Origin of the sequence: Rathayibacter sp. AY1A3 (genome assembly GCF_002930975.1) — a bacterium.
Taxonomy (GTDB): domain Bacteria; phylum Actinomycetota; class Actinomycetes; order Actinomycetales; family Microbacteriaceae; genus Rathayibacter.
In genome coordinates, this window is sequence record NZ_PSTO01000046.1 from 1 (window position 1) to 24,598 (window position 24,598).

Sequence of the window (24,598 nt, forward strand, 5' to 3'; positions counted from 1 at the left end):
GGCCGAACGGGGGCGGGGCGCAAGGCGGCGGCGCGGCGCTGGTGGCGGGACGGCGTCAGGCGACGGTGCGGTTCGGGTGAGCGGGGGCGTGTGTGGCGGTGCGGTTCGCGTGAGCGGGGGGCGTGGGGCGGGGTGTTGCGCCGGTGTCCTGCGCGCGCTGCCCCGAGGACGGCGGGGATGTGCCGCGTCGGCTGCGGTGATCCCTCCCTCCACAGGAGGGCTTCACGCCGGTTCTCCACGGATATGACGATCCGTCGCTTCCGTGTCGGTGGTCGCTGATTGAATACACGTATGACGATGATCAGCGGGTCGACAGCAGCGGAGGCGGTGCTCAGCGAGGTGCGTGCTCGCGGCGACCGAGCCGCTGCGCTGGCCCGTTCGGCGTCCCCGCTGCTCCTGGCCGCGGCCGAGGAGCTGCACGCCGGGCACCGGGCCGCGCTCGAGCATCCGGAGTCGTTCGCCCGCGGCTCGGCGCCGCACGCGTCGAGCGACCTCGCCGAGCGGTCGATCCGCGCGGAGTTCGCGGTCGCCCTCGGAGTCTCCGAGCGGGCCGCCTCCCGCGAGCTCGACCACGCGCGCCTCCTCGTCGAGGACCTGCCGGCCACCCGCGCCGCCCTCGCCGGGGCTCGCCTGCGCTGGGAGGCGGGCCAGGTCGTCTGCGCCGTCGCGGCCACCCTGCCTCCGGGCTCCCGCGCCGCGTTCGATACGCGGGCGGCCGAGCTCGCGGCCCGCACCACGCCGACCCAGCTGCGGCGCGCTCTGGCGCGGCTGCGGGAGGAGCTCCACGAGCAGCCCCTCGCCGAGCGCCACCGACGTGCACGCGAGGACCGTGCGGTCTGGCTGACCCCCGAGGTCGACGGCATGGCGACGCTCTGCGCCCTCCTCCCCGCCCCGGTCGCCGTGGGGGCGTACAGCCGCCTCGACCGGATCGCCCGGATCCTCCGCGACGGCGCCGAGGGGCCGGCGGGGGCGGAGCCGCCTGCCGCCACGGATGCGGGCTCCTGCAGGGCGGAGGCGAGCGGGACGACCGGGGCGGAGCCGACCGGAATCACCGGGGCGTGCGACGTCGACGCGATCTCCGGAGCGGGCGACGAGCGGACCCTCGCCCAGCTGCGAGCCGACGCTCTGGCCGACCTCCTCTGCGAGGCGGACGTCATCGGCACGGTGCCCGACCCGGTCGGCGCCGACCGGCCCGTTCCGACCCTCGTCACCGGCGTGCGCGCCGAGGTGCGGGTCACCCTGTCGGCGAGCGCCGCGTCCGGCGCCGACGACGCCTCCGCCGAGCTCGACGGCTACGGCCCGATCCCGGCGGACGTCGCCCGGAGCCTCGTCCCCGCGACCGTCACCCGCGTGCTGACGGAGACCCGGACGGGCGCCGTCCTCTCGGTCGGGCGCACACGCCGACTGCCGCACCGCGAGTTGCGGCTCCTCCTCCAGCTCCGCGACGTGACCTGCCGCTTCCCCGGCTGCACCCGCTCCGCCGCGAGCGCCGAGGCCGACCACGTCGTCGAGTGGCGAAACGGCGGCGGCACCGACCCCGGCAACCTCGCCAGCCTCTGCGTCGCCCACCACCACGTGCGGCACGGCGACCGCTGGACCTACGTCCTCCACCCCGACGGCACCGCCGACTGGACCACCCCCACCGGCCGCCGCATCACCACGCGCCCGCCGGGCCTCGAGGCACGGCTCCGTCCAGGCCCACCGGCGACCCCGAGGTTCGAGGACCGGCCGCCGCCGTTCTGACACTGTGCCGTGCTGACACGCTGCCGTGCTGCGGTGCTGCGGTGCTGCGGTGCTGCGGTGCTGCCGTGCTGCCGTGCACCCCTGAGGGAATCGGCTGTCGGGCGGGTTCGGCGCATTGCGCGGGTTCGCACTGGTGATCGGGCCGTGCTGTCGCTCGGAGGCGAGTGCTCAGCGACCTACCGCCGCGCCACTGACGCTCGGATCTGCGCCTTCGCTCGGGTTCACGCGGCCGCACCGTCGCACCACCGCCGCACCACTGCCGCTGAGGCGCGGACCGTCACCGGGGCCGCACCGTCGCCTGACGCCGTGCCGACACCAGGGCCGTGCCGCCGCCTTGCGCCCTGCCGCCGTTCGGCCACCACGATGCAGCACCTCAGCACCTCAGCACCTCAGCACCTCAGCACCTCAGCACCTCGGCGGCTCAGCGCGCGCCGTACCGCCGTCACACGCCATCGCGACGGCCCGCCGTTCGGTCAGGGCGTCTCGCGACTGCGCTGGTGCCCCGCACCGCCCCACGGCTGATACGGCGGGGTGCGCAGTCCAGGCGCGCAGTCCGGGCACGCCCTCGGTCAGTCGGTGACGCGCAGGAGCACCTCGCCCGTCGTCCCGCCCCGCAGCCGCGACGCTACGCCGCCAGGAAGCGGGCCGCCGTCCGCAGCGAGAGCGCCATCGTCGCGAGCGCCGGGTTCGCGATCAGCGCGCTCGGGAACACCGAGTTGTCGCACACCCAGAGGTTCGGCACGTCGAAGCTGCGGCCGTCCGCGTCGATCACGGCGTCGCCCGCGTCGGTGCCCATCCGCACGGTGCCGAGCGTGTGCGCCGTGCGCGCCATCACCCGCGTGCTCGTCGCGCCGGCCGCCTCCACGATCGCGGTCATCGTCCGGATCGCGTGCCGGTCGATCGCCTCCTCGTTGGCGCCCGCCGAGAACGTGATGCGCGCCTTCGGCACCCCGTGCTCGTCCAGCTCGTCGGTCAGCTCCAGCCGGTTGCCGTCGGCGGGCAGGCACTCCGCGTTGATCCCGACGCCAGCCGCGAAGCGGTAGCCGTCGAGCGCGTCCATCAGATCGCGGCCCCAGAGTCCCGCGCCGCGGGCGAGCGTCGTCGCGTAGGTCAGCGGCATCACTCCGAGGCTCTGGATCAGGTAGCCGCCCGCGAAGTCGGCGTCGGCCGGGCGGACGGTGTCCTCGGTGATCACCGAGGAGGGGTAGCCGCGGTAGCCGCGCATCTCGTTCTCGAAGGTGCCCCAGACCTGGGTCGCCCCGTGCGCCAGGAAGTTGCGGCCCACCTGGCCGCTGCTGTTCGCGATGCCGGTGTGCAGGAGGAGCCGGGGCGTCTCGACGCCGCCCGCGCAGAGGAACAGGGCGGAGCAGCGCTGCCGGTGCTCCACTCCGCCGCTCGTGTAGACCACGGCGCACACGCGTCCCGCGGCGTCCAGCTCGATCCCGTGCACGAACGAGTCGGCCCGGATCTCGGCACCGGCCCGCACCGCCTCCGGCAGGTAGGTCACGTCCATGCTCGTCTTCGCGCCGGTCCGGCAGCCCTGATGGCACTGGCCGCAGTTGACGCAGGACGGGCGGCCGTCGTCCCGCGGGCCGCTGAGCACGGCGGCGGGCGCATCGGTCGCGCGCATCCCGATCGCCGCGCAGCCGCGCAGCATCATGTCGGCCGAGGCGTTCCGCGCGAGCGGGCCCTGCAGGTAGCGGCGCGACGGGTCCCACGGGTACTCGGCCGGGCCCGCCACTCCGATCGTCGCCTCCACCTTCTCGATGTACGCGGTGAGCTCGGCGTGCTCGATCGGCCAGTCGCGGCCGACGCCGGAGTCGCTCCGGAGCCGCAGGTCGCGCGGGTCGGGGCGGGGCGTGAACGCTCCCCAGTGCAGCGTCGAGCCGCCGACCCCGCGGCCGCTGTTGTTCTGCCCGAAGGCGGTGGGGGTCTCGCCTCCGCTGAGGCGCTCCTCCATCCAGTTGATCTCGACGGCCGCCGTCTCGTCGGCGGTGTGGCCGAGCGGATCTAAGTGCGGCCCGGCCTCGAGGGCGACGACCCGCAGCCCTCGAGCGGCGAGCACCGAGAGCAGGGGCGCTCCGCCTGCCCCGGTGCCGATCACGACGGCGTCGACCGTCTCGTCGAGCGGGAAGCGGCGCATGCCGGTCGTGTTCATCGGTGACTCCTCGTCGTCGGTTCCCAGGTCTCGCGGTCGTCGGCGCCGAGCAGGCGGAAGCCCGTTACGAGCGGCAGCGTGTCGCCGCCGCTGGCGTAGCCGTCGTAGCCGATCCGCGCCATCGACGCGGGGTGCGCCAGCCACTGCTTCACGAGGTCGACGCGGCAGTCCTCGAACCAGGCGGTCAGCTGCTCGGCACCGAGCCCGCCGGCCGAGCGGTCGCCGGGCTCCGCGGAGCCGTCGGCGATCGCGGTGAGGCGCGCGTCCTGGTCGGCGGGGCCGAGGCCGGCGAAGCCCCGGAGGGTGTCGAGCGCCAGACCGTAGGCGATCGGGTCGGCCGGCAGGTCGGCGTTGCGCCAGCCGTCGCCCTCGCCGTTCGCGAGCTGCGTGTCCACCCGCGCGGCCAGGTCGATCCGGCCGCCCTCCTGAGGGACGACCCGGTCGGCGATCGCCCGCAGCTCCGCGAGCTGGGCGACGGTCAGGGCGCGCGGCGCGTACTCCGGGTCGTCGGCGAGCGCGCGCACGGCCAGCAGCCCGCGCACCCGCGTGGAGGTCCGGGCGGAGGCGATGGCCGCGCCGACGTCGGCCGGAACCGACGGCGCCGTGCCGGCCTCCTCCTCCCAGAACCGGCGGATCGCCGCCGCCACCTCGACCGGGCGCTCGAACGGCAGCAGGTGGCCCGCCCCGGCGAGCGTGAGCAGCCGGGCACGGGAGTAGAGGGAGCCGTTCAGGCGGCGCTGCGCGTCGGCGCCGAGGTCGCCGTCCTCACCGCCCGCGATCAGGAGCGCGGGCACGGCCCCGAGGGCGGCCTCTCCGGTGCGGTCCTCGCGGCTGCCGTGCTCGAGCCAGTCGCGCCAGCCCTCGGGGGAGTAGCGGCGCAGCTCGGCCAGCACCTCCGCGTCGGCGTCGGCGGGCAGCGGCGAGCCGACGTTCTGGTCGACGAACTCGCGCGCCTGCGCCTCGTCGAGGTGCCCGTCGTCGACCCAGCCGAGCATGGTCGAGCGGCGCTCCTCCTCCATCGGCTCGGGCGAGAGCGGCGACCCGGCGAGGAGCACGACGCCCGCGAGCCCGAACAGGCCCGAGCGGCCGGTGACCGTGCGGGAGGCCACGAGCGAGGCGATCTTCCCGCCCATGCTGTGCCCGAGGAGCAACCAGCGGGAGGAGCCGTGCTCGCGGATCCGGCGGATCGTGGCAGCGGTCATCTCCTCGAGCGAGGTCCCGGATCCACCGGGCAGGTCGAGCGCGACGAGGTCCGCGACGTCGGCGAGCTCGCGGCCGAGCGCGTCGAAGGCGCGGCCGTCGAGCCCGAGTCCGGGCAGGGCGAAGAGGGTGGGGCGGGGGCTGGTGGACACGGGCGTCCTGTCGGATCGGCCGCGCCACGGCGGTGGGGAGCGGGAGGGGAGCGGCGGCGGGGGGCCGGCCCTCCCCATCCGACCACACGGCGTGCGCGCGCCCGGACCCTTGCGCCGACGGGGCTCTCGTGCTGTGCTCTGCGCCACCGTCCGCGGCACGATGCCGGGCGGTCGTGCCGCCCCTCCGTGCCCCCCCTCCGTGCCGGGCCTCAGAGCGGGGAGGCGAACACCACCAGGTTGTCCCGGTAGCGGCCGATCGCCGCGTCGTACTCGCCTCCGCAGGTCACGAGGATCAGCTCCTCCTCGAGGGTCGCGCCGAAGACGCGGGCGGTGGGGAACGCGGCCTTGGCGTGGGACTCGACCGCCGTCACCCGGTAGCGGTGGTCGGAGCCGTCCACTCCGCTCACCGCGATCTCATCGCCCGGGGCGAGCTCGCCGAGGCGGAAGAAGACCGCGGGACCGGACCGCGAATCGACGTGCGCCGCGATCACGGTGCGGCCGCTGCCGCCCGGGCGCCCGCCTCCCGAGAACCAGCCGACGTCGTCGTAGTCCACCGGCACCTCCATCGCCCCGTCCGACTGGATGCCCAGGGCGATCAGCGGCTCGTCCAGGCCCATCGCGGGCACGCTCAGCCGGGCGGGCTCGACGCCGACGGTCCGCGCGGGCGCGGCAGCGGCGGGGTCGGGCGCGGGGACCGGGGGAGGAGTGACCGGGGGAGCAGAAGCGAGGGCCGGAGGCGCGGGCGCGCTCGCGGGCGTCTCCGCTCCTCCGCTCCTGCCCGCGGCGGCGCACCCCGCGAGGAGCAGCACGGCGCACAGTGCCGCCGCGCCGCTCCTCGACCGGGTGCCCACGATCAGGAGGCGGTGCGCCGGCGGGCGACGACCACTCCGGCCGCGCCGAGGGCGGCGACGGCTCCGAGGCCGGCCATCGCGGCGAGACCGGACGTGCCCGTGGCGTCGCTCCCGGCGGCGGTCGCGCCGCCACCGGTCTGGAGGCCGCCGACCGGCACCTGCGAGAGCTGGCCGCGGACGACGCCAGCCGCATACGAGGCCGTGTGGGAGTCGCCCGCGAAGGCGGCGGGATCGGCCTCGAGGGCCTTCAGCGTGAACCCGGCGCCGGTGTCGGCCCCGTTCGCCTGGATCCCCGTGGTGAAGGGGCCCTGCAGGCAGCCGCTGCTGGTGCGGGGGCCGTCTCCGACCGGGGCCGGGTTCGGGAACGCGATGCGCGGCGGGCCCGCCTTGCCCAGCGCCGCCTGGTGGATGTGCGTCGCGGTCTTCGCGGGGCTCTGGTAGTCGCCGGTCACACCGGTGAGGGTGATGTCGTAGCAGATGACGTCGAGGTCGCTGTTGACCCGGAAGGTCATCTCGCCCGTGGCGCCGGGCTGGCCGGGGGTCGCGGCGGAATCGGCGTTCACGACCTGGTCGGGCGTCGCCATCACCGTGAAGGCGCTGGTGAACGAGGACGGCTCGGCGACCTCGGTCTCGGCCTGGGCCGGCGCGGCGGCGAAGAAGGAGGCTGCGGCGACGGCGGTGATGCCGCCGAGGGAGAGCAGGCGGCGGCCGGCGCGGTTCCGCGCGGGGGACGTCTTCGTCATGGTGGAGCCTTTCGATCGCGAGCACCGAGCGGGCCCGATGCAGGGAGTACGGCCGGAAGCGGCGCCGCGTTCACTCCATCTGAGAGGATCTTCACGGAGACGGTCCTCGCCTCCGATGAACGCCGCCGCCGCCGCGGCCGTACCCCCTTCCGACGGACCACCGGTCCCGACGAGGAGGCGGTGTGGCGCGCACGGCGACGGCACGACGAGACGAAGGGCCCGCGATGCCGCGCGAGCACTCGGAGGTCCCGGCTCCCGTGGTGCGCCTCGAGCCCCGGACGGCGGAGTTCGACCCGGCCGCCGCCTTCGACGAGCACGGGTCCGCCCTGCTCGGCTTCGCACTCAACGCCCTGCGCGACCGCGGCCTCGCTGAGGACTGCGTGCAGGAGACGTTCCTGCGCGCCTGGCGCTCGCGGGCGAGCTACTCCGCCGAGCGTGCCAGCACCCGCACCTGGCTCTTCGCCATCGCACGCAACGTCGTCATCGACGTGCACCGCTCGCGGCAGCGCCTGCCGCGCCTGGTCGAGGCCGAGGTTCTGGAGGAGGTGCCCGCGGAGGACCGCGACCCCCTCGAGCCGCTCGCGATCGCCGAGGCGCTCGCGCGGCTCTCCGCCGAGCACCGGCAGGTCGTCGTCGCCGTCCACGTGAACGGCGAGACCTACGCCGAGCTGTCGGCCGCCACGAGCGTGCCGGTCGCCACCCTGCGCAGCCGCGCCTTCTACGCTCTCCGAGCGCTCCGCGGTCACCTCGCGGGCGCCGGACCCACCGACGAGGAGAGATCGTGACCGACCGAGACCAGCCCGCCGGAGACGAGCCCGGCGGCCGCCGCGAGGAGCTCCTCGCCGCGGCCCTCGCCGGCGACCTCTCCGCCGAGGAGACGCGGGAGTTCGAGAGCCTGCGCGCCGCCGACCCCTCGATCGACCCCGAGCTCGCGTCGTTCGGCTCGGTGGTCGACCGAGTCGGCGCGCTGGGCCGCTGGGAGGAGGCGGAGCCGTCGCCGGAGCTGCGGTCGCGCATCGCGGCGCTCGCCGGGGAGCGGCCCGAGCGCGCTGCGAGCGTGCGTGCCCCGCGCCGCCGTGCCTCGCGCCGCCGTGCCCCGCGCCGCCGTGCCGTCCTGGCCGTCGCCGCGGCGGCCGCGCTCCTCGTCGTGGGCGGCGTCGCCGGAGCGGCCCTGCGGTCCGCCGAGGAGCGCCCCGTCGCGGGACCGCCCGGGACGCTCGGCGCCGTCGAGGCGATCGCCTTCGACGAGCGGACGGAGGGCGTGACGCTCGACGGCTCGCTGGTCGCGCACACCTGGGGCACCGAGACGATCCTCCGCGGGACCGGCTTCGCGCTCGGCGAGAGCTACGACCTCGTGCTGGTCACCGGCTCCGGCGAGCGGCTCCCGTCCGGGTCCTTCCTCGGCAGCTCCGCGGAGCTCGACTGCGAGATGAACGCGGCCGTCCTGCGCGAGTCCGTCGCCGCCGTCGAGATCACCGACGCCGGCGGCGCGCTCGTCGCCTCCGCCGCCCTCCCCACCGTCACCTGAGAGTCGACGGCGTAGGCTCGCGGCGCGGCTTCAGCTCGCTGACGAGCGTGCCCGCGACGATCAACCCCGCCCCGAGCAGGGCGAGCGCGGGGAGCCGGTCGCCGGCGAGGCGGCCGATCAGGCCGGCCCAGACGGGCTCGGCGGAGTAGATGATCGTGGCGCGCGACGGCGAGACCGAGCGCTGCGCCCAGTTCATCGTCAGCTGGATCAGGCAGCTGCTCGCCCCGAGCGCGAGCGCGGGGATCAGCCAGGCCCCCGAGAACGCCGGGACCGCCTCGCCCGCGAGGGGCATCGAGGCGAACCCGAGCACGCCGGCGACCAGCAGCTGCACCACGGTCACCCGGCCGAGGTCCACCCGTCCGGCGACGAGGCCGATCAGGATGATCTCCGCCGCGATCGGCAGCGTGCTCACGATCGTCGCCACCTCGCCCGCTCCGAGCGCGACGCCCGGCTGCGGGCCCGCGATCAGGAGCAGTCCGACGAACGCCAGCGCGACGCCCACCAGCGTCAGCACGCCCGGACGGCGACGGAACACGACCCACTGGAGCAGCGGCACCAGCGGCACGTACAGCGCGGTGAGGAACGCGGAGGTGCTGCTCGTGATCGTCTGCAGCCCGTAGCTCTGCAGGCCGTAGCCCGCGAAGATCATCACCCCGATCGCGACGCCGGCCGCGAGGTCGATCCGCCGCATCCCCCGGAGCGACCGGTGGAACACGACCGCGCTGATCAGCCCCGCGATGGCGAACCGCATCCCGACGAAGAACAGCGGCCCACTGTGCTCCATCGCGATGTGAACGGCGAGGAAGGTCCCGCCCCAGATCGCGGTGATGCCGATGAGCGCCCACTCCGGACGCGTGAAGCGGAGGCCCCGGAGAGGCGAGATGTGCATCATTCTGCACATCCTAGGAGCGTCAGGGGCCTCTCGGTGCAGAATAGTGCGCATGTCGGCTCCCGTCCTCGCCCACCTGGGCGGCAACCTCCGTCTCGCGCGGCGCGGAGCCGGACTGAGCCAGTCCGCGCTGGCGGCGCGTTCGGGCATCAGCCGGCGGACGATCGTCGCGGCCGAGGCCGGCGAGGCCAACATCTCGCTGACCGGAGTCGACCGCCTCGCGACCGCCCTCGGCACCACGTTCACGGCACTCGTCTCGGCCCCGGGAACCGCGCCCGCGGCGATCGACCAGGTCGCCTGGCGGGGAGCGGGCGAGGCGAGCGTCGCCGTCCTGCTCTCCTCCGTCCCCGCGCGCCGGGAGGCCCAGCTCTGGACCTGGACGCTCGGCCCCGGGGACCGCTACGACGCGCAACCCGACCCCGAGGGGTGGCACGAGATCCTGCTCGTCACCGCCGGCGCGCTCCTCCTGGAGCGGGAGGGCGAGGAGCCCGTGCGGCTGGAGCCCGGACGGCACCTCGCCTTCCCGACCTCGCGGCACTACTCCTACGTGAACGCGGTGGATGCCGTCACGACGCTCGTCCGGATCGTGGTCGACTGACGGGTCGGCGCCTCAGGCCCGCGAGCGCAGGGTCTCGAGCAGCGCCGCGGGGGTCTCGGGGTCGTCGAGGCTGATCGCGAACTCGCGCGAGCGGTCCGTCGTCACCACCAGCCCCGGCCCGGCGTGCAGGATGACCGCCGAGCGGCCCGGCATCACCCGGTACCCCCAGCCGCCCCACTCCGACGGCCGCAGCTGGACCGTGCCGGCCGAGGCGATGGTGTCGAGCGGGATGCGGCGCAGCGGGATGCCGAGGGCGGTCGTGACGACGCGGAGGCCGCGGCGGTCGGCGGTCACCCTCAGGCGGGAGAAGGAGAGGAGCACCAGCGCGACGACGCCGAGGACGACGGCCGTCGCGATCGCCGGACCGGTGGCGCCCGCCGCGGCGAGCGTCGCGAGGGAGAGGGCCGCGCCCGCCGCCGTGGCGATCGCGGCGACGGCGAACACCGGGCCCGTCAGCGTCTGCGACCAGGCGCCGGTCTCCTCCGCCGCCAGCGGCAGGCGGCCGGCGGCCAGGCGGGAGGCGCGCCGGGTGCCCGGAGCGATCAGCGCGGGCACGACGGCGAAGAGCATCCCTCCGAGCAGCGCGAGCAGCCACCCGCCGAGCTCCGCCCCCTCGGCGCGCCCGGCCGCGAGCGTCGTGCCGACCGAGGTCGCCCAGGCGGAGGCGCCCAGCCCGGCCACGAGGCCGAGGGTCGCCAGCAGGAGCCGCGCGGCGCGCCCGACGACCGCCGCCACGAGGCCCGCGACGGCCGGGAGCCCGGAGAGCACGAGGGCGATCGCGAGCAGGGCGCCCGTCGACGCGGTCGCATCGGCCGCCCCGGTGCCCGACCAGTGCGAGGCGAGCTCCGCGGGCAGAGCGTCGTCCAGGACGAGGCGCGAGACGAGCACTCCGGCGGCGGGGAGCAGGAGGGACGCGGCGGCGAGGAGCTCGCGGCGGCGGTCGGCGGTGGCGGTCATGATCCGGTCCTCTCGATCAGGCGGACGAGCTCCGCCGGGGTGATGCCGCTGCGGCGGGCCTCCGCGAGCAGCTCGTCGACCAGGGCGGTCACGCGCACGAGCCCGGGCCCGGCCGATTCCGTGATCCACGCGCCGCGGCCCCGGCGCATCTGGAGGATCCCGTCGTCGCGCAGGGCGGCGTACGCGCGCAGCACGGTGTGCATGTTGATGCCGAGCGAGTCGGCGAGCTCGCGGGCGGGCGGCAGGCGGTCGCCCGCCGAGAGCTCGCCCCGGGCGACGGCCGAGCGCACCTGCGACTCCAGCTGGTCGGCGAGCGAGCCCGCCGCGGAGTGGTCGACACGGAACAACATGTTCACAATGTTAGTAGAACAAGCAGTGCACCACTAGGCCCTCAGTGCAGCGCGAGCGACACCGCCAGCACCACCATCACGACCGCCACGGCCGCGTCGAGGATCCGCCAGGCCCCGCGGCTCCGGAACAGCGGCCGCAGCGCGCGCGCCCCGAAGCCGAGAGCGGTGAACCACAGCACGCTCCCGGCCGCCGCCCCCGCCCCGAACCACCAGCGCTCGTCGCCGTGCGTGTTCGCCACCGACCCGAGCAGCACGACCGTGTCGAGGTAGACGTGCGGGTTGAGCAGCGTGAGCGCCAGGCACGTGCCGATCGCCGTGCGGAGCGACGTCGAGGCGCCGGCCGGATCGCCGTCGAGGGTCCCCGGCCGCAGTGCGCGCCTCGCCGCCATCACCGCGTAGGCGAGGAGGAAGACGATGCCGCCCCAGCGGATCACCACCAGCAGCCACGGCGCCGACTCCAGGACCGCTCCGATCCCCGCGATCCCGAGCACGATCAGCGCGGCGTCGCAGAGCGCGCAGATCGCGACGACGGCGGGCACGTGCTCGCGGCGGAGGCCCTGGCGGAGCACGAAGGCGTTCTGCGCGCCGATGGCGATGATGAGCGAGAGGCCGAAGCCGAGGCCGGAGAGGGCGGCGAGGAGGGGGGACACGCTCCGACGCTAGGGCGGGGCGCTCCTGTAGACCAGCTCATGCTCCTTCAGTACCGTAAGCAGCACTGATGCTGACAGACGACCTCGACCTCTCCCGCCTGCGCGCGCTCGCCGCCTCCGTCCGGTACGGCTCCTTCGACGCCGCCGCCCGGGCCCTGCACATCACCCCCTCCGCCCTCAGCCAGCGGATCAAGGCGCTCGAGACCGCTGCCGGCCGCGTCCTGCTGGTGCGCTCGCGCCCGGTCGTCGCGACCGAGGCCGGTGCGGGGCTCCTCCGCCTCGCCCGCCAGATCGAGCTCCTCGCCGACGACGCCGTCCGCTCGCTCGGCGGCGAGGACGCGGAGGGGGCGGGCCCCGTCGTCCTCCCGCTCGCCGTCAACGCCGATTCCCTGGCCACCTGGGTGCTGCCCGCGCTCGCCTCCGTCCCCGACGTCGTGGTGGAGCTGCACCGCGAGGACCAGGCGCACACCGCCGCGTTCCTCCGCGACGGCACCGTGCTGGCGGCCGTCACCGGAGAGTCGGAAGCGGTGCTCGGCTGCACCGTCGCACCGCTCGGAGTGATGCGGTACCGCGCCATGGCCTCGCCTGCGTTCGCCGAGCGCTGGTTCCCGGACGGCGGCACGGCCGGTCTCGCGAGCGCTCCGCTGGTCGTCTTCGACGAGAAGGACCGCCTGCAGGACGACTTCCTCCGAGCCGCCGGCGTCGAGGGCCGCCCGCCGCAGCACCGCGTCCCCGGATCGACCGACTTCGAGCGGGCCGTGCGCCTGGGCATGGGGTGGGGGATGCTGCCCGAGCTGCAGGCCCCGGTCGGCGGCGAGGGCCTCGTCGAGCTGGGCGGCGACCCCGTCGACGTCCCCCTCTACTGGCAGCAGTGGGCCCTGCACACGCCCGCCCTCGACGCGGTCGCCGCGGCCGTCTCCGCCGCCGCGCGCGCCGCGCTCCGCTGACCCGCGCGCTGACCCGCGCCGGCGGGGAGGCGCTCAGACCGCGAACACGTCGCGGAGGGTCACCGTCTCGAGCGAGCGCTCGCGGAGGATGTCGACGAGCCGCGCGTAGACCTGCGTCACAGGATCGAAGTTCGCGTGCCCGATCACGATGTGCTGCGGCAGGAACCACTGGTCCGCGAAGCCGACCACCTGCTCCGGCGTGATCCGCCCGGAGTCCGAGAGCGAGCCGTACCAGAGCACCGTCGCCGTGTAGCCGATCGCCGCCGCGGCGGCCCGGCTCCGCTCGTCCGTGTAGCCGAACGGCGGCCGGTAGAAGGGCGCCGCCTCCACCCCGTAGGTCGAGCGGACGAAGTCGCCGTTGCGGCCCAGCTCCTCCTGCACGCCGTCGCTCGAGAGGCTCGTCAGGTCGGCGTGCGACCAGGTGTGGTTCGCGAGCTGCACCTGCCCCGAGGCGACGAGCGGAGCCAGCAGCGGCGCGTTCGCGGTCCACGAGTCGTACTTCCCGTTGAGGAAGAAGGTCAGCCGGGTGCCGGTGTCCCGGGCGAACTGCGCGTAGGCGGCGACCACGTCGGAGTCCGCGCCGTCGTCGACGGTCCAGGCGAGCGTGCTCCCCTCGCCGGGCAGCTCCGAGATCGTGCCGGAGGGCAGCGGCGCCTTCCGCCGCACCGGAGTCGCCGCGGCGGTCATGGTCGGCACGGGGCGGGGAGGGGTCGGGACGGCCGTCGGAGCGGCGGACGGCAGCACCGCCGCCGGCGCCGTGCTCGGCGGGAGCGCCGCGGGAGCGGGCCGGGCGGGCGTGCACCCCGTCAGCGCGACCGCCGAGGAGGCGATCCCCAGCAGCAGCGCGCGTCGCCTCAACCGGTCCACGGGTCCCCCTCGCGAGCCCCGTCCCCCGGAGCGTCCCCGCGACCGTAGCGGTCGGGGAGGGAGCGGGCAACGCGGCGCGACACCCCTCCCTCCCCGCAGCCTCTACCGGAAGGTGCGCCTGACCGCGTTGTTCGCCGGCGTGGGATCGGCGGCGGCGGTCGACACCCTGGCGTCGATCGTCGTGGCGGCCGGCCGGTCGACGAGCGTCACCGAGTAGGTGGTGCTCCGCCCGGCCGAGACGCTCGGCACGGTCCAGGTGAGGACCGTCGTGCCCGCGGCCGAGCCCTTCGTCTGCACGGCGCCGGGCGCACTCGCCACCGTTCCGCTGACGACGACTCGGGTGGTCGTCGTCGCCGCGTCCCGGGTGCCGGTGTTCCGGACGGTGATCGTGCCCGAGAGCGGGGCCGTCGCCGCCAGTCCCGGCGCCGGCGCCAGCGTCAGCGTCAGGTCGGCGCGGGTGGAGGACTTCACCTGCAGCGACTGCGTCACCGAGGTCGCGGCGAGCCACGCGGAGTCGCCCGCCTGCGTGGCCCGGACGGTGCAGCTCGCCGCGCCCGTCAGCCGCACCGTCGCCGTGCCCGCGCCGGTGGCGGTCAGCGTGCAGCTGCCGCTCGCGTACAGCTTCACGGGCAGACCGGAGGAGGCGGTGGCCGCGACCGGGTAGGCGATCCCCTTCTCGGGCGAGGACGGCATCGCGGTCGAGAAGGCGACCTTCTGCGCCTTCTTCTTCTGCGGGACGACCGCGGTGACCGCGATCGACTGGGTCGCCCGGGGAGCCGCGTCGTGCGAGGCGTCGCCGGCCTGATCCGCGGTGACGGTGCAGGTGCCGGATCCGCTGAAGGTCACGACGCCGCTCGCGAGCGAGCACGCGCCCGTGGCGCCGATCGTGACCGGCAGACCGGAGGAGCCGCCCGCCGCGGTCGGCGTGTAGCGGCCGCCCGCGGTCGCCGTGCTCGGAGCCGCGGAGGTGAAGGCGACCGTCTGCAGCGCCCTGCCGATCGGGAACGTCCGGACGACCTGCTCCGCGGGCGCGTGAGCGTCGTCGCCGGCCTGATCCAGCGTCAGCGTGCAGGTGCCGACGGAGTCGTAGGACACCGTGCCGTCCTCTCCCAGCGAGCAGGAGTCGGAGGCGTCCAGCACCGGGTCGGCGCTCGACGGGCCGCGGACGATCGACGGGGTCCAGGAGCCGCCGATCCGGGCGTCCGTCGGAGCGGCGTCGCGGAACGACACCGCTCCCGCCGCCGTGCCGACCTCCACCGACTGCGTGATCCGCGGAGCCGCCGAGTGGCGCTCGTCCCCGGCCTGGTCCGCGGTCACCGTGCAGGTGCCGGAGCGGGTGAAGGTCACGACCCCGTCCGCGACCGTGCAGGACCCGGCCGCTCCGAGCACCACGGGGGCGCTCGACGCGCCGGCCGTCACGACGGGCGTGTAGGAGGCCCCCGCGACCGCCGCGTCGGGGACCGGCGAGGCGAACGCCAGCGTCTGGCCGAGGGCGCCGATCGCGAAGGTGCGGACGGACTGCGGAGCGGCGCCGTACCGCGAGTCGCCCGCCTGGTCGAGCGTCAGCGTGCAGGTGCCGACGGAGTCGTGGGACACGACTCCCGCGGCCGCCGAGCATGCTCCGGAGGCGGTCAGCACCGGACGCGCGGTGGAGGGTCCGGCGACGATCCGCGGGGTGGTCGTCCCGCCGACCGTCGCGCCGGTCGGCGCGGTGCCGCCGAAGGAGACGGTGCCCGCGAGCAGTCCGACCGCGATCACCTGCGAGGCCCGCTCCGCCGCGTCGTACCGGGCGTCGCCCGTCTGGTCGGCGGTCACCGTGCAGGTGCCCGATCCGGTGAAGGAGACGACCCCGTTCGTGAGCGTGCAGGACCCGGAGGCGCCGAGCACCACGGGCCGCCCGGAGGCTCCGCCGGTCGCGGTCGGGCGGTAGGTGCCGCCCGAGAGCGCCGAGTCCGGCGCCTGCGAGGTGAAGGCCACGGTCTGCGCGACCCGGGTGATCTCGAAGCTGCGCACGGCCGTCGGGGCTGCGCTGTGGCGGATGTCGCCCGCCTGGTCCAGCGTCAGCGTGCAGGTGCCGGCGGAGTCGTAGGAGACCAGTCGGAAGGGCCCGACGGAGCAGGCGCCGGAGGCCGTCAGCACCGGAGGAGCACTGGACGGGCCGGCGATGACCGCGGCCGTCGAGGAGCCCCCGACCCGGGCCTCGGCCGGAGCATCGCCGCCGAACGCGACGGTGCCCGCGAGCTGCGTGACCGCGACGGTCTGCGAGGCCTGCGCCGCCGCGGCGTAGCGCCGGTCGCCCGCCTGGTCCGCCGTGACGGTGCAGGTGCCGCTGCCGGCGAAGGTGACGACGCCGTCGGCGAGCGCGCAGGCGCCGGTCGCTCCGATCCTCACGGGGAGCCCGGACGCGCCGCCCGTCGCGGTCGGAGTGAGCGTGTCGCCGGACGTGGCCGTCGACGGCGCGGTCGAGGTGAAGGCGACGGTCTGCGCGATCGCGGTGATCTCGAAGGTCTGGACCGCCCGCGCGGTGCCGTAGGTGGCGTCGCGGTAGTGGATCGCCGTCAGCGTGCAGGTGCCCGCGGAGTCGAACCGGACGGCGCCGTTCTCGCCGTCGGAGCAGGCGCCCGAGACGCTGAGCACCGAGGGGCCGGAGGACGGGCCGCGCGTGAAGGCGGGAGTGAAGGATCCGCCGACCTCCGCGTCGGTCGGGACGGCGGTCGTGAACGCCACGGAGCCGGGCGCGTAGCCGACCTCCACCTCCTGCACGGCGGGCCGGGCGCTGTCGTACTGCCGGTTGCCGTTCTGGTAGGCGAAGACGCCGCAGACGCCCTTCGTGGTGAAGGTGACCACGCCGTCCTTCGCGGAGCACGTCGCGGTGGTGAGGAGGAACGGAGCGATGCCCGAGGCGCCGCCCTCGATCACGGGGCGGTACGTGTCCCCGAGGACGGCGCCGACCGGAGGCGCGCTCGTGATCCGGACCGTCTGCGGGAGGAAGTAGATCGAGTACTCCTGCTCGGCGTGCCGCGCGGGCCAGTAGCCGTCTCCGGGCTGGTCGAGGGACAGCACGCAGAGCCCGGCCCCGTCGTTCCGCACGGTCACTCCGTCCGGGAGGATCGAGCAGTCTCGGCTCGCGGAGAGCACGGGCACGCCCTTCGACGGGCCGGGCACGATCGTCGGCCGGTACGTCTCGAGCGACATCGCGTGCGGGGGCGCGGTGCTCCCGAAGGAGAGGTTCCCCTCGGGAGTCCCGACCGTGATGACCTGCCGGACCTGCGGAGCGGCGTCGTGCCGATCGTCCGCGGCCTGGTCGATCGTCACCGTGCAGGTGCCGTCGCCGAAGAACGTCACCACGTCGTCCGCGATGGTGCAGTTGCCGTTCTCGATCACCGCGATCACGAGCGGGTTGCCCGAGCCGCCGCCGGTCGCCTCGACCGTGTACCGGTCGTCGGTGAACACCCGGTCGGGCGGAGTCGAGGTGACGACGACCGTCTGGGGGATCCGCGAGATCGGGACGAAGCGCACCAGGCCGTCGGCGGCCGCGTACACGTCGTCGCCCGGCTGGTCGAACTGCACGCCGCAGGTCGAGGGCTCGGTGTAGGTCAGGATCTGCGCACCCGTCGCGTCGGGTGCGACGGTGCAGCCGAAGAAGGTCCTGACGAGCACCGGCAGTCCCGAGCTCGAGGTCGCCGTGGCGACGCCGGTCGACTCCAGGACGCCGGTCCTCGGCACCGCGACCGTCAGCGTCTGCGACGCCTTCGCGACCTCGAGATCGAAGGAGGCGCGCCCCGCGGTGTAGTGGTCGTCGCCGGCCTGGTCGGCGGTCACGGTGCAGGTGCCGCTCCGGGTGAAGGTCACGACGCCGTCGGCGATCGCGCAGGATCCGGTCGCTCCGATCGAGACGGGGCTCCCGGAGCCGCCGCCGGTGGCCGTCGGAGTGAAGGTGCCCAGCGCCGTCGGCGCGGTCGGCCGCGAGGAGGTGAAGGCGACCGTCTGCGAGAACTTCCGAACCGTGATCCGGAACGAGGACGTGCCGGTGTTGCCGGCCTCGTCGTCCGCGGTGCAGTCGACCGTCGTGTCCCCGATCGGGAAGACGCTTCCCGAGGCGGGCGTGCAGGTCGAGCCCACGGCTCCGTCGACCGCGTCCTGCGCGGAGGACGCGAAGGTGACGACGGCGCCGGAGACGTCGGCCGGCTCGGCCGTGACGGCGGCGGGCACGGTCACGACGGGGGCCGAGCGGTCGGCCAGCGCGAAGGTGCCGGGGATCGACCGGAGGGTGTAGTTCGGCCCGGCGTCGCCTCCGTCGCACCGCGTGACGTAGTCGCCGACGGGCGTGCGCGCTCCGATCGTCACCTTCCCGGTGCCGTCCGCCGTGTAGTAGGCGCCGGTCGGCTCGGTGACGAACCGGTCGGTTCCTGCGAAGCCGTCGGCCGTGCAGGTGACCGTCGGGGCGGTCGCGGTGCCGTGCGCCTGCGTCCCGGGGCTCGACGCGGTCACCGTGAGGGGCGCCGGCGAGATCGTGAGAGCGCCGTCGATGGTGATCAGCTGTCCCGAGGGGTTCGTCAGGCCGGAGCAGCGCGTGGGGTAGCGGCCGACGGGGGTCGTCGCGGAGAGCGCCAGCGGCGTCGTGAATCCGGTGTCGGACGCCGCGAAGGCGCCGCAGGAGACCGTCCCCGAGGGGGAGCCGGTCACGGAGGCGGTGATCGCGGGGGGAGTGGATCCGTAGGTCGACGAGGGCGAGGAGGCGGTCACCATCGGGACGGCCGCGACGATGCGCAGCGCGCCGTCCTTGTACCCCGCGATCGTGTAGTCGCTGCTGACCTTCGCGCCGCTGCACCGCGTGGTGAAGGTGGTGAAGGTGGAGGTGGGCCAGTTCGGGATCAAGCGGTAGATGACGTCGTCCGCCGTGACGATCGGCCGGTAGACGCCGGCCGTGAGCGGGGCGCCGAAGGTGTCGGTGCCGACGAAGGCGGCCGTGCAGCGCAGGTCGGGGGCCGGCGCACCTCGCGGGTAGTCGACGGTCGGAGCGGTGACCGTGAGCGCCTTCGGCTTCGCCGTGAAGCTCTGCAGGGGCTCGCCCGCCCAGCCCAGAGGAGCGAGCGCGTCGAGCCTCGCCGCGAGCGTGCAGACGCCGGCGTGGAGCACGGTCACCCTCATGCCGCTGACGGAGCAGGTCTCGGCGGTCCTGCTGCTCAGGACGATCGAGCGGCCGGGCACGTCGACGGCCTGCGCGTAGGGGCTCGCGTCGAAGGAGTCGCCGTAGGCCTTCTGCGGGAGCGTCGACAGGTCGAAGCGCACGCCGCCCACCGCCACGGTGGCCGGCTCGCTGCGGACGCTGCCGCCGCAGGTGGTCAGGGTCGCCCGGTAGCGGTAGGAGCCGGTGGGATCGGGGCCGGCCTCGAGGAACGCGGTCCCGTCCTCCCGGGCGCCCGCCCGGCCGAGCGCGGGCTTCCACGTGGCGCCGCCGTCCGTGGACCTCTCCCAGGACACGGCGGGGATGCCGCCGTAGACGGCCGAGACGCTCACGCCCATCGTCAGCGTGTAGATCTGGTTGGTGACGCCCGCGATGTCCGAGGGCTGCCGGGTGATGACGGGTATCGCGGCGCACGCGCGCACCTCGTGGCGCAGAGCGGGGAGCGCCGACCAGCTCCCGCGTCCCGCCTCGGCGGCGGTGATGGTGTCGGGGTAGTGCGCGCGGATCTCGTTCCAGCCCTGCGGGATGTCCCTCGTGGTCAGCACGCCGACGCCGCCCGCGTCGAGGGTCACCCTGCTGGTGCCCGCACCGGTGAGGATCTCGACGGTGCCGCCGGCGGCCACCGGCCGGCCCAGGCTCGGGATGGTCACCCTCGCGGTGACGGTGACCTCCTGCCCGAGCATCGAGAAGTCGGGGGTGCGCGTCACGGTCACGGCGGTGTCGTACACCGGAGCGACCACGGGGTCGGCCGCCGTCGGGCCGGCCGTCTGCGAGATCCTCGTCACGCTCGGGTGCACGTAGCTCGAGCCGCCGCCGCCGGCGCCGGGGTCGTTCATGACGCCGAGGGTGTCGTTCATGCTGCCGAACACGTAGGGCGATCCGCCGCCGCCGCCGTACCACCAGCCGGCCCCGCCGCCGCCGCCGCTGTGGCCGGGGAACGAGCAGTTGCCGCCGCCGCCGCGGGAGGCGCCGGCGTCGGCGCCCTTGCCGTCGTTGAGGAACACGCCCCACTGGCCGTTGTTGCCGTCGGCGCACTCGCCGAACGTGCTGTAGCCGCGGGCGCCGGGCGAGCCGCCCGAGCTCTGCCCGGCCGCGCCGCCGCCGCCGCCGTCGGCCGCGTTGTTCCTGCCGCCGTTCCCGCCGCCCCTCGCGCCGCTGCCGGCGTCGGCGTCGCCGCCGACCGAGGACCGCCCGCCGCCGCCTCCGCCGCCCGCCGCCACGGCGAGGGCGTGCTGACAGCCGTCCGAGCCGGCCGTGCTGAGGTACTGGGCGTCGCCGCCCGCGCCGCCGGAGTCGCCCGCGTAGACGCCGCCGTTCACGTAGCGCGTGGCGCCTGCCGCTCCGGCCGGGGCGCCCGTGAGGCGCCCGATCTCCAGCACCTGCCCGGGTGTGACGGGCACCTCGACGACGAGGCTGGAGCCGCGTCCGCCGGCGTTGCCCGTCCCGAGGCCGCTCGCACCCTTCCCGCCGTTCTGGCCGCTGAGGACGGCGCGGACCGTCGAGACCCCGGTCGCGGGAACGGTGTACTGCGACACCGTCGAGACCTTCGGGGAGGTGAAGCACGCGGTGCTGAAGACCGGCGCCGCCGATGCGGTCGGCGCGGCCACGACGCTGAGTCCTGCGCCCGCCACGAGCACGGCCGCGGCGACGAGGGAACGGAGGAAGGACTGGCGCATGTGCTGCTACTCCCGGCTGCTGCCGGGAGCGGGCGCCCGCGGTCGGCTCAGAGTAGGGCGGTCGTCGACCCGCGAGGAAGGCGCAAGGTACACGAACGCCCTGCTCGGGGGGTACGGAAGGCCACTTCTGCCGGAACCTCCCAGGAAGTCCCATGCACGTCGGCGCAGCGTCCCCACCCTGTCGGGGGAGCATCCCCCCCTGTCGGGGCAGCGTCCCCGCCCTATTGCGGCCGCCGCCCGAGTCGCGTAGCCTAGCGAGGTTGCGTGCATCTGCACGCGCTTGCGTGCTGCCCACCGGGCAGGAGCTCCGGCTCCGGCCGGACAGGCGGGCGGTGCGCCGACAAGTGACCTTGGGTGGGTCGGGCGGGGCTTCGTGCCGCGCGTGATCCACGGTAACCACACATGGAGGAAACCATGGCAGCAGTCTGCCAGGTGACCGGAGCCGTCCCCGGCTTCGGGCACGCCATCTCGCACTCGCACCGGCGCACCAAGCGCCGCTTCGACCCGAACGTGCAGAAGAAGACGTACTACGTGCCGTCGCTTCGCCGTAACGTCACCCTGACCCTCTCGGCTAAGGGCATCAAGGTCATCGACGCCCGTGGCATCGAGTCCGTCGTCAAGGATGTTCTCGCTCGCGGGGTGAAGATCTAATGGCCAAGCAGCAGGACGTCCGTCCGATCATCAAGCTCCGTTCGACGGCCGGCACCGGTTACACCTACGTGACCAAGAAGAACCGCCGCAACGACCCCGACCGTCTCGTGCTCAAGAAGTACGACCCCGTAGTGCGCAAGCACGTCGACTTCCGCGAGGAGCGCTAAGTATGGCCAAGAAGAGCAAGATCGCCCGCAACGAGCAGCGCAAGGTGATCGTCGACCGCTACGCCGCCAAGCGCCTCGAGCTGAAGAAGGCCCTGGTCGACCCGGCCGGGACCGACGAGACCCGTGAGGCCGCCCGCGTCGGCCTCCAGAAGCTCCCCCGCAACGCCTCGCCCGTCCGCGTCCGCTCGCGCGACGCCGTCGACGGCCGCCCCCGCGGCAACCTCACGAAGTTCGGCATCTCGCGTGTCCGCTTCCGTGACATGGCGCACCGCGGCGAGCTGCCCGGTATCACCAAGTCCAGCTGGTGACCGAGCGCCGCTAGCGGCGTGAACGACCGAAGGCCCGTGATCGAAGGATCGCGGGCCTTCGTCGTCCCGCCGGCGGACGTAAAATGTGCGGATGACCGACTCCAGCCTGCCCACCGTCGCCGAGATCGCGGCGCTCATCGACCACGCGATCCTGAAGCCCGAGCTCACCCGTGCCGAGGTCGACGCCCAGCTCGACGAGGCGCGCGCGTCCGGCGTGTTCAGCGTCTGCGTCCGCCCCTCCGACATCGCCCACTCGGTCGCTCGGCTCGAGGGCTCCGGCGTCCTGGTCGGCACGGTCATCGGCTTCCCCCACGGCACCACCTCGACCGCGGCGAAGGTCGCGGAGTCGCGTCAGGCGCTCGCCGACGGCGCGTCCGAGCTCGACATGGTCGTCAACATCGGCCGCCTCCGGAGCGGCCTGCTCCAGGACGTCGAGGACGACGTCCGCGCCGTGGTCGATGCCGCCGAGGGCCACGTCGTCAAGGTCATCCTCGAGACGAGCCTCCTCGACGACGAGCAGGTCGTCGAGGGCAGCCGGGCCGCCGAGCGCGCCGGCGCGGACTTCGTGAAGACCGCCACCGGCTTCGCGGGCGGAGGCGCGAACGAGCACGACCTCCGCCTCATGCGCGGCGCCGTCTCGGAGGCCGTCCAGGTGAAGGCGTCCGGCGGCGTCCGCGACCTCGACACGCTCCTCGCCTACCGCGGCCTCGGCGTCACCCGCTTCGGCACCAGCGGCTCCGCGACCATCCTCGGCGACCTCGCCGCGCGGCACTCGGGCGACTCCTCCGCGGCACGTGTCGACTCCGCCTCCTACTGACGGAGCGGCCGACGAGGGCCGCACCGCACCCGCCGACCGGATGACGCCCGTGCGCCTGCGCCCGGGCCGCGCCGGCCGGTGGGCGGAGCGGACCCGCCGCCCCCTCGACGAGATCGCCCGCGCCCTCAAGGAGCGCGTCTACGCGACCTTCACGGGCCTGGCCGTGGTGATGATCTACCTCGTCGGCGACCACCCCGACGCGGTCCACGCCCTCCAGAGCCTCGTGATCTCGATCATCGGGATCTCGGCCGCGGGCTTCGTCGCAGAGGTGATCGCGCACCAGGTCGTGCACGCGGCGACGCCCTCGCGAGCGGAGTCGGGCACGATGCTGCGGATCGCGGGCGGGGCGCTCGCCTCGGCGTCGCTGCCGGTCCTCGCGCTCGGTGCCGCGGCGCTGGGCTGGATCGACGCGACGGTCGCGCTGCGGATCGGCGCGGGCGTCTACGTCGCCACGCTCGCGGGGATCGCCCTCATCGCCGTCGTGCGCGCGGGCCTCTCCTGGAAGGAGAGCCTCGTCTCGCTGCTCGGGATCGTGGGCCTCGGCGTGCTGGTCGTCGGCGTGCTCGCGCTCGCGCACTGATCCGGAGGCGCCGCCGCGCGTAGGCTCGGACGGATGACGTCACGCACCAGGGTCGAGCTCGGCCGCCGGGAGGACCTCGGCGCCGACTGCGCGAACTGCTTCGGCCTGTGCTGCGTGGCCCTCGCCTTCGCCCGCTCCGCCGACTTCCCGTTCGACAAGCGCGCCGGGGACCCGTGCGTCAACCTCGACGGCGAGGACGCGTGCACGATCCACCGCCGGCTCCGACCGCAGGGCTTCGTCGGCTGCACCGTCTTCGACTGCTTCGGCGCCGGCCAGAAGGTCTCGCAGCAGACGTTCGGCGGCGTCTCCTGGCGGTCCGACCCGGCCGTGCGCGAGCGGATGTTCGCGGTGTTCCCGTTGATGCGCCGCCTGCACGAGCTGCTCTGGTACCTCGACTCCGCACTGGCGCTTCCCGGTGTCGCCGCGCCGCTCCTCGACGAGCTGCGCGAGCGGTTCGACGGCGTGCACGCGCACACCCTCGGCGAGCCGGAGCAGGTGGTCGCGGTCGACGTCGACGCGGAGTACGGAGCGTCCCGGCCGCTCCTGATCGCGGCGAGCGCGGCCGCTCGCGCAGGAGCGGCGCCGGCTGCCCGCCGGTCGAGGGGCCGTCGGCTCGCTCCGGGTGCCGATCTGGCGGGTGCATCGCTCCGGAACGCGGACCTGCGGGGGGCGGATCTGCGGGGCGCGCTCCTCCTCGCCGCGGATCTGCGGGGTGCGGATCTGCAGCGGTGCGACCTGCTCGGGGTGGACCTTCGTGATGCTGACGTGTCCGGTGCGCGGCTCGCCGAGGCGGTCTACCTCACCCAGGCGCAGGTGAACAGCGCCCGAGGGGATGCGGCGACCACGCTGCCGTCGCACTTCGAGCGCCCGTCGCACTGGGGCGGCTAGGCCGCCACCTCAGAGGCTGCGGGGGCCGCCCAGCGATTCGTCGCCGCCCTCGTCGTCGACGCCGAGGGCCTCGACGACCTCGCGGCCGAGGAGGTGCGCGCCGCTCCAGCCCTCGATGACGCACCGGGGGAACGCCTCGCGGTCCGGGGAGCCGAGCCATGCGGCCGCGGCCTCGCGGGCCCACGCCTCGGAGGCGTACACGCCGATGATCTCTGTGCGGTCGTCCCACGGCGTCGCGGTCGAGAGCACGAAGTGGTCACCGTTCACGATCGGATCTCCTCCGGCTCTCGGGGTTCAGCGACCCCGTGGGAGTGCGGGACCGGACCGGACGCTACCCGTGGGCGGGGGAGCGCGTCTCCGGGGTCGACACGAGCGCGGATGAAGGCTACGGGAACGTCGAGCGCGGCGCGATCACCCGATGGTCCCACGCAGGCGGGCGTTCAGCCCACCCAGAGCGGTCGCGATCTCGTTCTCGTCGCTTCCGGGGAGGAGGGCGCCGCCCTGCTCGAGGCCGTGGCGCAGGGCCTCGACCTCCTCAGGGGGGAGGCCGCCGCTGTCGAGGAGGGCCTGGAGGGCGGCGAGGATGCCGACGAGGGCGACGGCGTCGTCCAGGTCGAGGGGGCGGACGCAGGACTTCTCCATGTCATCGCTCCTGTTCGGGTCAGGGGTTCGGGGGCGGGGGCCCCGCAT

23 protein-coding genes are annotated in these 24,598 nt (G+C 74.9%); 11 read left to right on the forward strand and 12 right to left on the reverse strand.

Going from position 1 to position 24,598, the window contains the following annotated elements; translation table 11 throughout:
* The first annotated feature begins 291 nt into the window (after window positions 1–291).
* Complete coding sequence (locus C5C10_RS15625) at window positions 292–1,743, forward strand: HNH endonuclease signature motif containing protein (protein WP_104329722.1); 1,452 nt, start codon at window positions 292–294, stop codon at window positions 1,741–1,743.
* A gap of 625 nt (window positions 1,744–2,368) precedes the next feature.
* Here the strand turns inward: C5C10_RS15625 and C5C10_RS15630 are convergent.
* From C5C10_RS15630 to C5C10_RS15645, 4 genes are all read right to left on the reverse strand, one after another.
* Window positions 2,369–3,901 (reverse strand): GMC family oxidoreductase, encoded by a 1,533-nt coding sequence (locus C5C10_RS15630; protein WP_104329723.1) that lies wholly within the window; start codon window positions 3,899–3,901, stop codon window positions 2,369–2,371.
* Window positions 3,898–5,253 (reverse strand): alpha/beta hydrolase, encoded by a 1,356-nt coding sequence (locus C5C10_RS15635; RefSeq protein ID WP_104329724.1) that lies wholly within the window; start codon window positions 5,251–5,253, stop codon window positions 3,898–3,900. Before C5C10_RS15635 ends, C5C10_RS15630 begins: the two co-directional genes overlap by 4 nt.
* 209 nt (window positions 5,254–5,462) lie before the next feature.
* Window positions 5,463–6,104 carry a class F sortase gene (locus tag C5C10_RS18305; RefSeq protein ID WP_181073489.1) on the reverse strand — a complete coding sequence of 214 codons (642 nt, stop codon included), beginning with the start codon at window positions 6,102–6,104 and terminating at the stop codon, window positions 5,463–5,465.
* A gap of 2 nt (window positions 6,105–6,106) precedes the next feature.
* The gene (locus tag C5C10_RS15645; RefSeq protein WP_104329725.1) at window positions 6,107–6,847 is read right to left on the reverse strand and encodes a CHRD domain-containing protein; all 741 of its coding nucleotides are present in this window, start codon (window positions 6,845–6,847) and stop codon (window positions 6,107–6,109) included.
* A 224-nt stretch (window positions 6,848–7,071) separates the two neighbouring features.
* On the opposite strand from C5C10_RS15645, the gene C5C10_RS15650 reads away from it, so the two are divergent.
* Both C5C10_RS15650 and C5C10_RS15655 read left to right on the forward strand, forming a co-directional pair.
* Window positions 7,072–7,632, forward strand: a complete 561-nt coding sequence (locus C5C10_RS15650; RefSeq protein WP_104256617.1) for a sigma-70 family RNA polymerase sigma factor — start codon at window positions 7,072–7,074, stop codon at window positions 7,630–7,632.
* Window positions 7,629–8,375: an anti-sigma factor domain-containing protein gene (locus tag C5C10_RS15655; protein WP_104329726.1), complete on the forward strand. Its 747-nt coding sequence runs from the start codon at window positions 7,629–7,631 to the stop codon at window positions 8,373–8,375. The genes C5C10_RS15650 and C5C10_RS15655 overlap by 4 nt, the downstream gene beginning before the upstream one ends.
* Here the strand turns inward: C5C10_RS15655 and C5C10_RS15660 are convergent.
* Complete coding sequence (locus C5C10_RS15660) at window positions 8,368–9,267, reverse strand: DMT family transporter (protein WP_258060622.1); 900 nt, start codon at window positions 9,265–9,267, stop codon at window positions 8,368–8,370. The two genes, C5C10_RS15655 and C5C10_RS15660, sit on opposite strands and share 8 nt — an antisense overlap.
* Window positions 9,268–9,316: 49 nt before the next feature.
* Between C5C10_RS15660 and C5C10_RS15665 the strand changes: the two genes are divergently transcribed.
* Window positions 9,317–9,862 (forward strand): helix-turn-helix domain-containing protein, encoded by a 546-nt coding sequence (locus tag C5C10_RS15665; protein WP_104329727.1) that lies wholly within the window; start codon window positions 9,317–9,319, stop codon window positions 9,860–9,862.
* A gap of 12 nt (window positions 9,863–9,874) precedes the next feature.
* Here the strand turns inward: C5C10_RS15665 and C5C10_RS15670 are convergent, their stop codons facing one another.
* From C5C10_RS15670 to C5C10_RS15680, 3 genes are read right to left on the reverse strand one after another with little or no spacing between them, the layout of a single operon-like run.
* Entirely contained in the window at window positions 9,875–10,819 is a 945-nt protein-coding gene (locus C5C10_RS15670; RefSeq protein WP_104329728.1) for a hypothetical protein, read from the reverse strand.
* Complete coding sequence (locus C5C10_RS15675) at window positions 10,816–11,169, reverse strand: GntR family transcriptional regulator (RefSeq protein ID WP_104225158.1); 354 nt, start codon at window positions 11,167–11,169, stop codon at window positions 10,816–10,818. Before C5C10_RS15675 ends, C5C10_RS15670 begins: the two co-directional genes overlap by 4 nt.
* A gap of 41 nt (window positions 11,170–11,210) precedes the next feature.
* Window positions 11,211–11,819, reverse strand: a complete 609-nt coding sequence (locus C5C10_RS15680) for a LysE/ArgO family amino acid transporter (RefSeq protein WP_104297480.1) — start codon at window positions 11,817–11,819, stop codon at window positions 11,211–11,213.
* Between the two features lie 68 nt (window positions 11,820–11,887).
* On the opposite strand from C5C10_RS15680, the gene C5C10_RS15685 reads away from it, so the two are divergent.
* The gene (locus C5C10_RS15685; protein ID WP_104329729.1) at window positions 11,888–12,766 is read left to right on the forward strand and encodes a LysR family transcriptional regulator ArgP; all 879 of its coding nucleotides are present in this window, start codon (window positions 11,888–11,890) and stop codon (window positions 12,764–12,766) included.
* Between the two features lie 33 nt (window positions 12,767–12,799).
* Here the strand turns inward: C5C10_RS15685 and C5C10_RS15690 are convergent, their stop codons facing one another.
* Entirely contained in the window at window positions 12,800–13,633 is an 834-nt protein-coding gene (locus C5C10_RS15690; RefSeq protein WP_219813279.1) for a polysaccharide deacetylase family protein, read from the reverse strand.
* Window positions 13,634–13,735: 102 nt separating this feature from the next.
* Complete coding sequence (locus C5C10_RS15695) at window positions 13,736–20,497, reverse strand: HYR domain-containing protein (protein ID WP_146082184.1); 6,762 nt, start codon at window positions 20,495–20,497, stop codon at window positions 13,736–13,738.
* Between the two features lie 414 nt (window positions 20,498–20,911).
* Here C5C10_RS15695 and rpmB point away from each other — a divergent pair, with 414 nt between their 5' ends.
* From rpmB to C5C10_RS15725, 6 genes are all read left to right on the forward strand, one after another.
* The gene (gene rpmB, locus C5C10_RS15700) at window positions 20,912–21,148 is read left to right on the forward strand and encodes a 50S ribosomal protein L28 (RefSeq protein ID WP_056038148.1); all 237 of its coding nucleotides are present in this window, start codon (window positions 20,912–20,914) and stop codon (window positions 21,146–21,148) included.
* A complete protein-coding gene (gene rpmG, locus C5C10_RS15705) occupies window positions 21,148–21,315 on the forward strand; it encodes a 50S ribosomal protein L33 (RefSeq protein ID WP_027692168.1) in 168 nt (55 codons plus the stop codon). Before rpmB ends, rpmG begins: the two co-directional genes overlap by 1 nt.
* A 2-nt stretch (window positions 21,316–21,317) precedes the next feature.
* Entirely contained in the window at window positions 21,318–21,623 is a 306-nt protein-coding gene (gene rpsN / locus C5C10_RS15710; RefSeq protein WP_104225107.1) for a 30S ribosomal protein S14, read from the forward strand.
* A gap of 91 nt (window positions 21,624–21,714) precedes the next feature.
* A complete protein-coding gene (deoC, locus tag C5C10_RS15715; RefSeq protein ID WP_181073490.1) occupies window positions 21,715–22,440 on the forward strand; it encodes a deoxyribose-phosphate aldolase in 726 nt (241 codons plus the stop codon).
* Complete coding sequence (locus C5C10_RS15720; protein ID WP_146076980.1) at window positions 22,418–23,020, forward strand: hypothetical protein; 603 nt, start codon at window positions 22,418–22,420, stop codon at window positions 23,018–23,020. Before deoC ends, C5C10_RS15720 begins: the two co-directional genes overlap by 23 nt.
* 33 nt (window positions 23,021–23,053) lie before the next feature.
* Window positions 23,054–23,908 carry a pentapeptide repeat-containing protein gene (locus C5C10_RS15725; RefSeq protein ID WP_104329731.1) on the forward strand — a complete coding sequence of 285 codons (855 nt, stop codon included), beginning with the start codon at window positions 23,054–23,056 and terminating at the stop codon, window positions 23,906–23,908.
* Between the two features lie 9 nt (window positions 23,909–23,917).
* On the opposite strand, the gene C5C10_RS15730 is transcribed toward C5C10_RS15725, so the two are convergent.
* Together C5C10_RS15730 and C5C10_RS15735 are read right to left on the reverse strand one after the other, a co-directional pair.
* The gene (locus tag C5C10_RS15730; protein ID WP_104225104.1) at window positions 23,918–24,175 is read right to left on the reverse strand and encodes a hypothetical protein; all 258 of its coding nucleotides are present in this window, start codon (window positions 24,173–24,175) and stop codon (window positions 23,918–23,920) included.
* Between the two features lie 144 nt (window positions 24,176–24,319).
* Window positions 24,320–24,550 carry a hypothetical protein gene (locus C5C10_RS15735; protein WP_104225103.1) on the reverse strand — a complete coding sequence of 77 codons (231 nt, stop codon included), beginning with the start codon at window positions 24,548–24,550 and terminating at the stop codon, window positions 24,320–24,322.
* Window positions 24,551–24,598 lie beyond the last annotated feature (48 nt).

Coding starts and splice junctions, on each gene's coding strand:
- C5C10_RS15625 (WP_104329722.1), top strand. CDS start 292: ATGACGATGATCAGCGGGTCGACAGCAGCGGAGGCGGTGCTCAGCGAG.
- C5C10_RS15630 (WP_104329723.1), bottom strand. CDS start 3,901: ATGAACACGACCGGCATGCGCCGCTTCCCGCTCGACGAGACGGTCGAC.
- C5C10_RS15645 (WP_104329725.1), bottom strand. CDS start 6,847: ATGACGAAGACGTCCCCCGCGCGGAACCGCGCCGGCCGCCGCCTGCTC.
- C5C10_RS15650 (WP_104256617.1), top strand. CDS start 7,072: ATGCCGCGCGAGCACTCGGAGGTCCCGGCTCCCGTGGTGCGCCTCGAG.
- C5C10_RS15660 (WP_258060622.1), bottom strand. CDS start 9,267: ATGATGCACATCTCGCCTCTCCGGGGCCTCCGCTTCACGCGTCCGGAG.
- C5C10_RS15665 (WP_104329727.1), top strand. CDS start 9,317: ATGTCGGCTCCCGTCCTCGCCCACCTGGGCGGCAACCTCCGTCTCGCG.
- C5C10_RS15670 (WP_104329728.1), bottom strand. CDS start 10,819: ATGACCGCCACCGCCGACCGCCGCCGCGAGCTCCTCGCCGCCGCGTCC.
- C5C10_RS15675 (WP_104225158.1), bottom strand. CDS start 11,169: ATGTTGTTCCGTGTCGACCACTCCGCGGCGGGCTCGCTCGCCGACCAG.
- C5C10_RS15685 (WP_104329729.1), top strand. CDS start 11,888: ATGCTGACAGACGACCTCGACCTCTCCCGCCTGCGCGCGCTCGCCGCC.
- C5C10_RS15695 (WP_146082184.1), bottom strand. CDS start 20,497: ATGCGCCAGTCCTTCCTCCGTTCCCTCGTCGCCGCGGCCGTGCTCGTG.
- rpmB (WP_056038148.1), top strand. CDS start 20,912: ATGGCAGCAGTCTGCCAGGTGACCGGAGCCGTCCCCGGCTTCGGGCAC.
- rpmG (WP_027692168.1), top strand. CDS start 21,148: ATGGCCAAGCAGCAGGACGTCCGTCCGATCATCAAGCTCCGTTCGACG.
- rpsN (WP_104225107.1), top strand. CDS start 21,318: ATGGCCAAGAAGAGCAAGATCGCCCGCAACGAGCAGCGCAAGGTGATC.
- deoC (WP_181073490.1), top strand. CDS start 21,715: ATGACCGACTCCAGCCTGCCCACCGTCGCCGAGATCGCGGCGCTCATC.
- C5C10_RS15725 (WP_104329731.1), top strand. CDS start 23,054: ATGACGTCACGCACCAGGGTCGAGCTCGGCCGCCGGGAGGACCTCGGC.
- C5C10_RS15735 (WP_104225103.1), bottom strand. CDS start 24,550: ATGGAGAAGTCCTGCGTCCGCCCCCTCGACCTGGACGACGCCGTCGCC.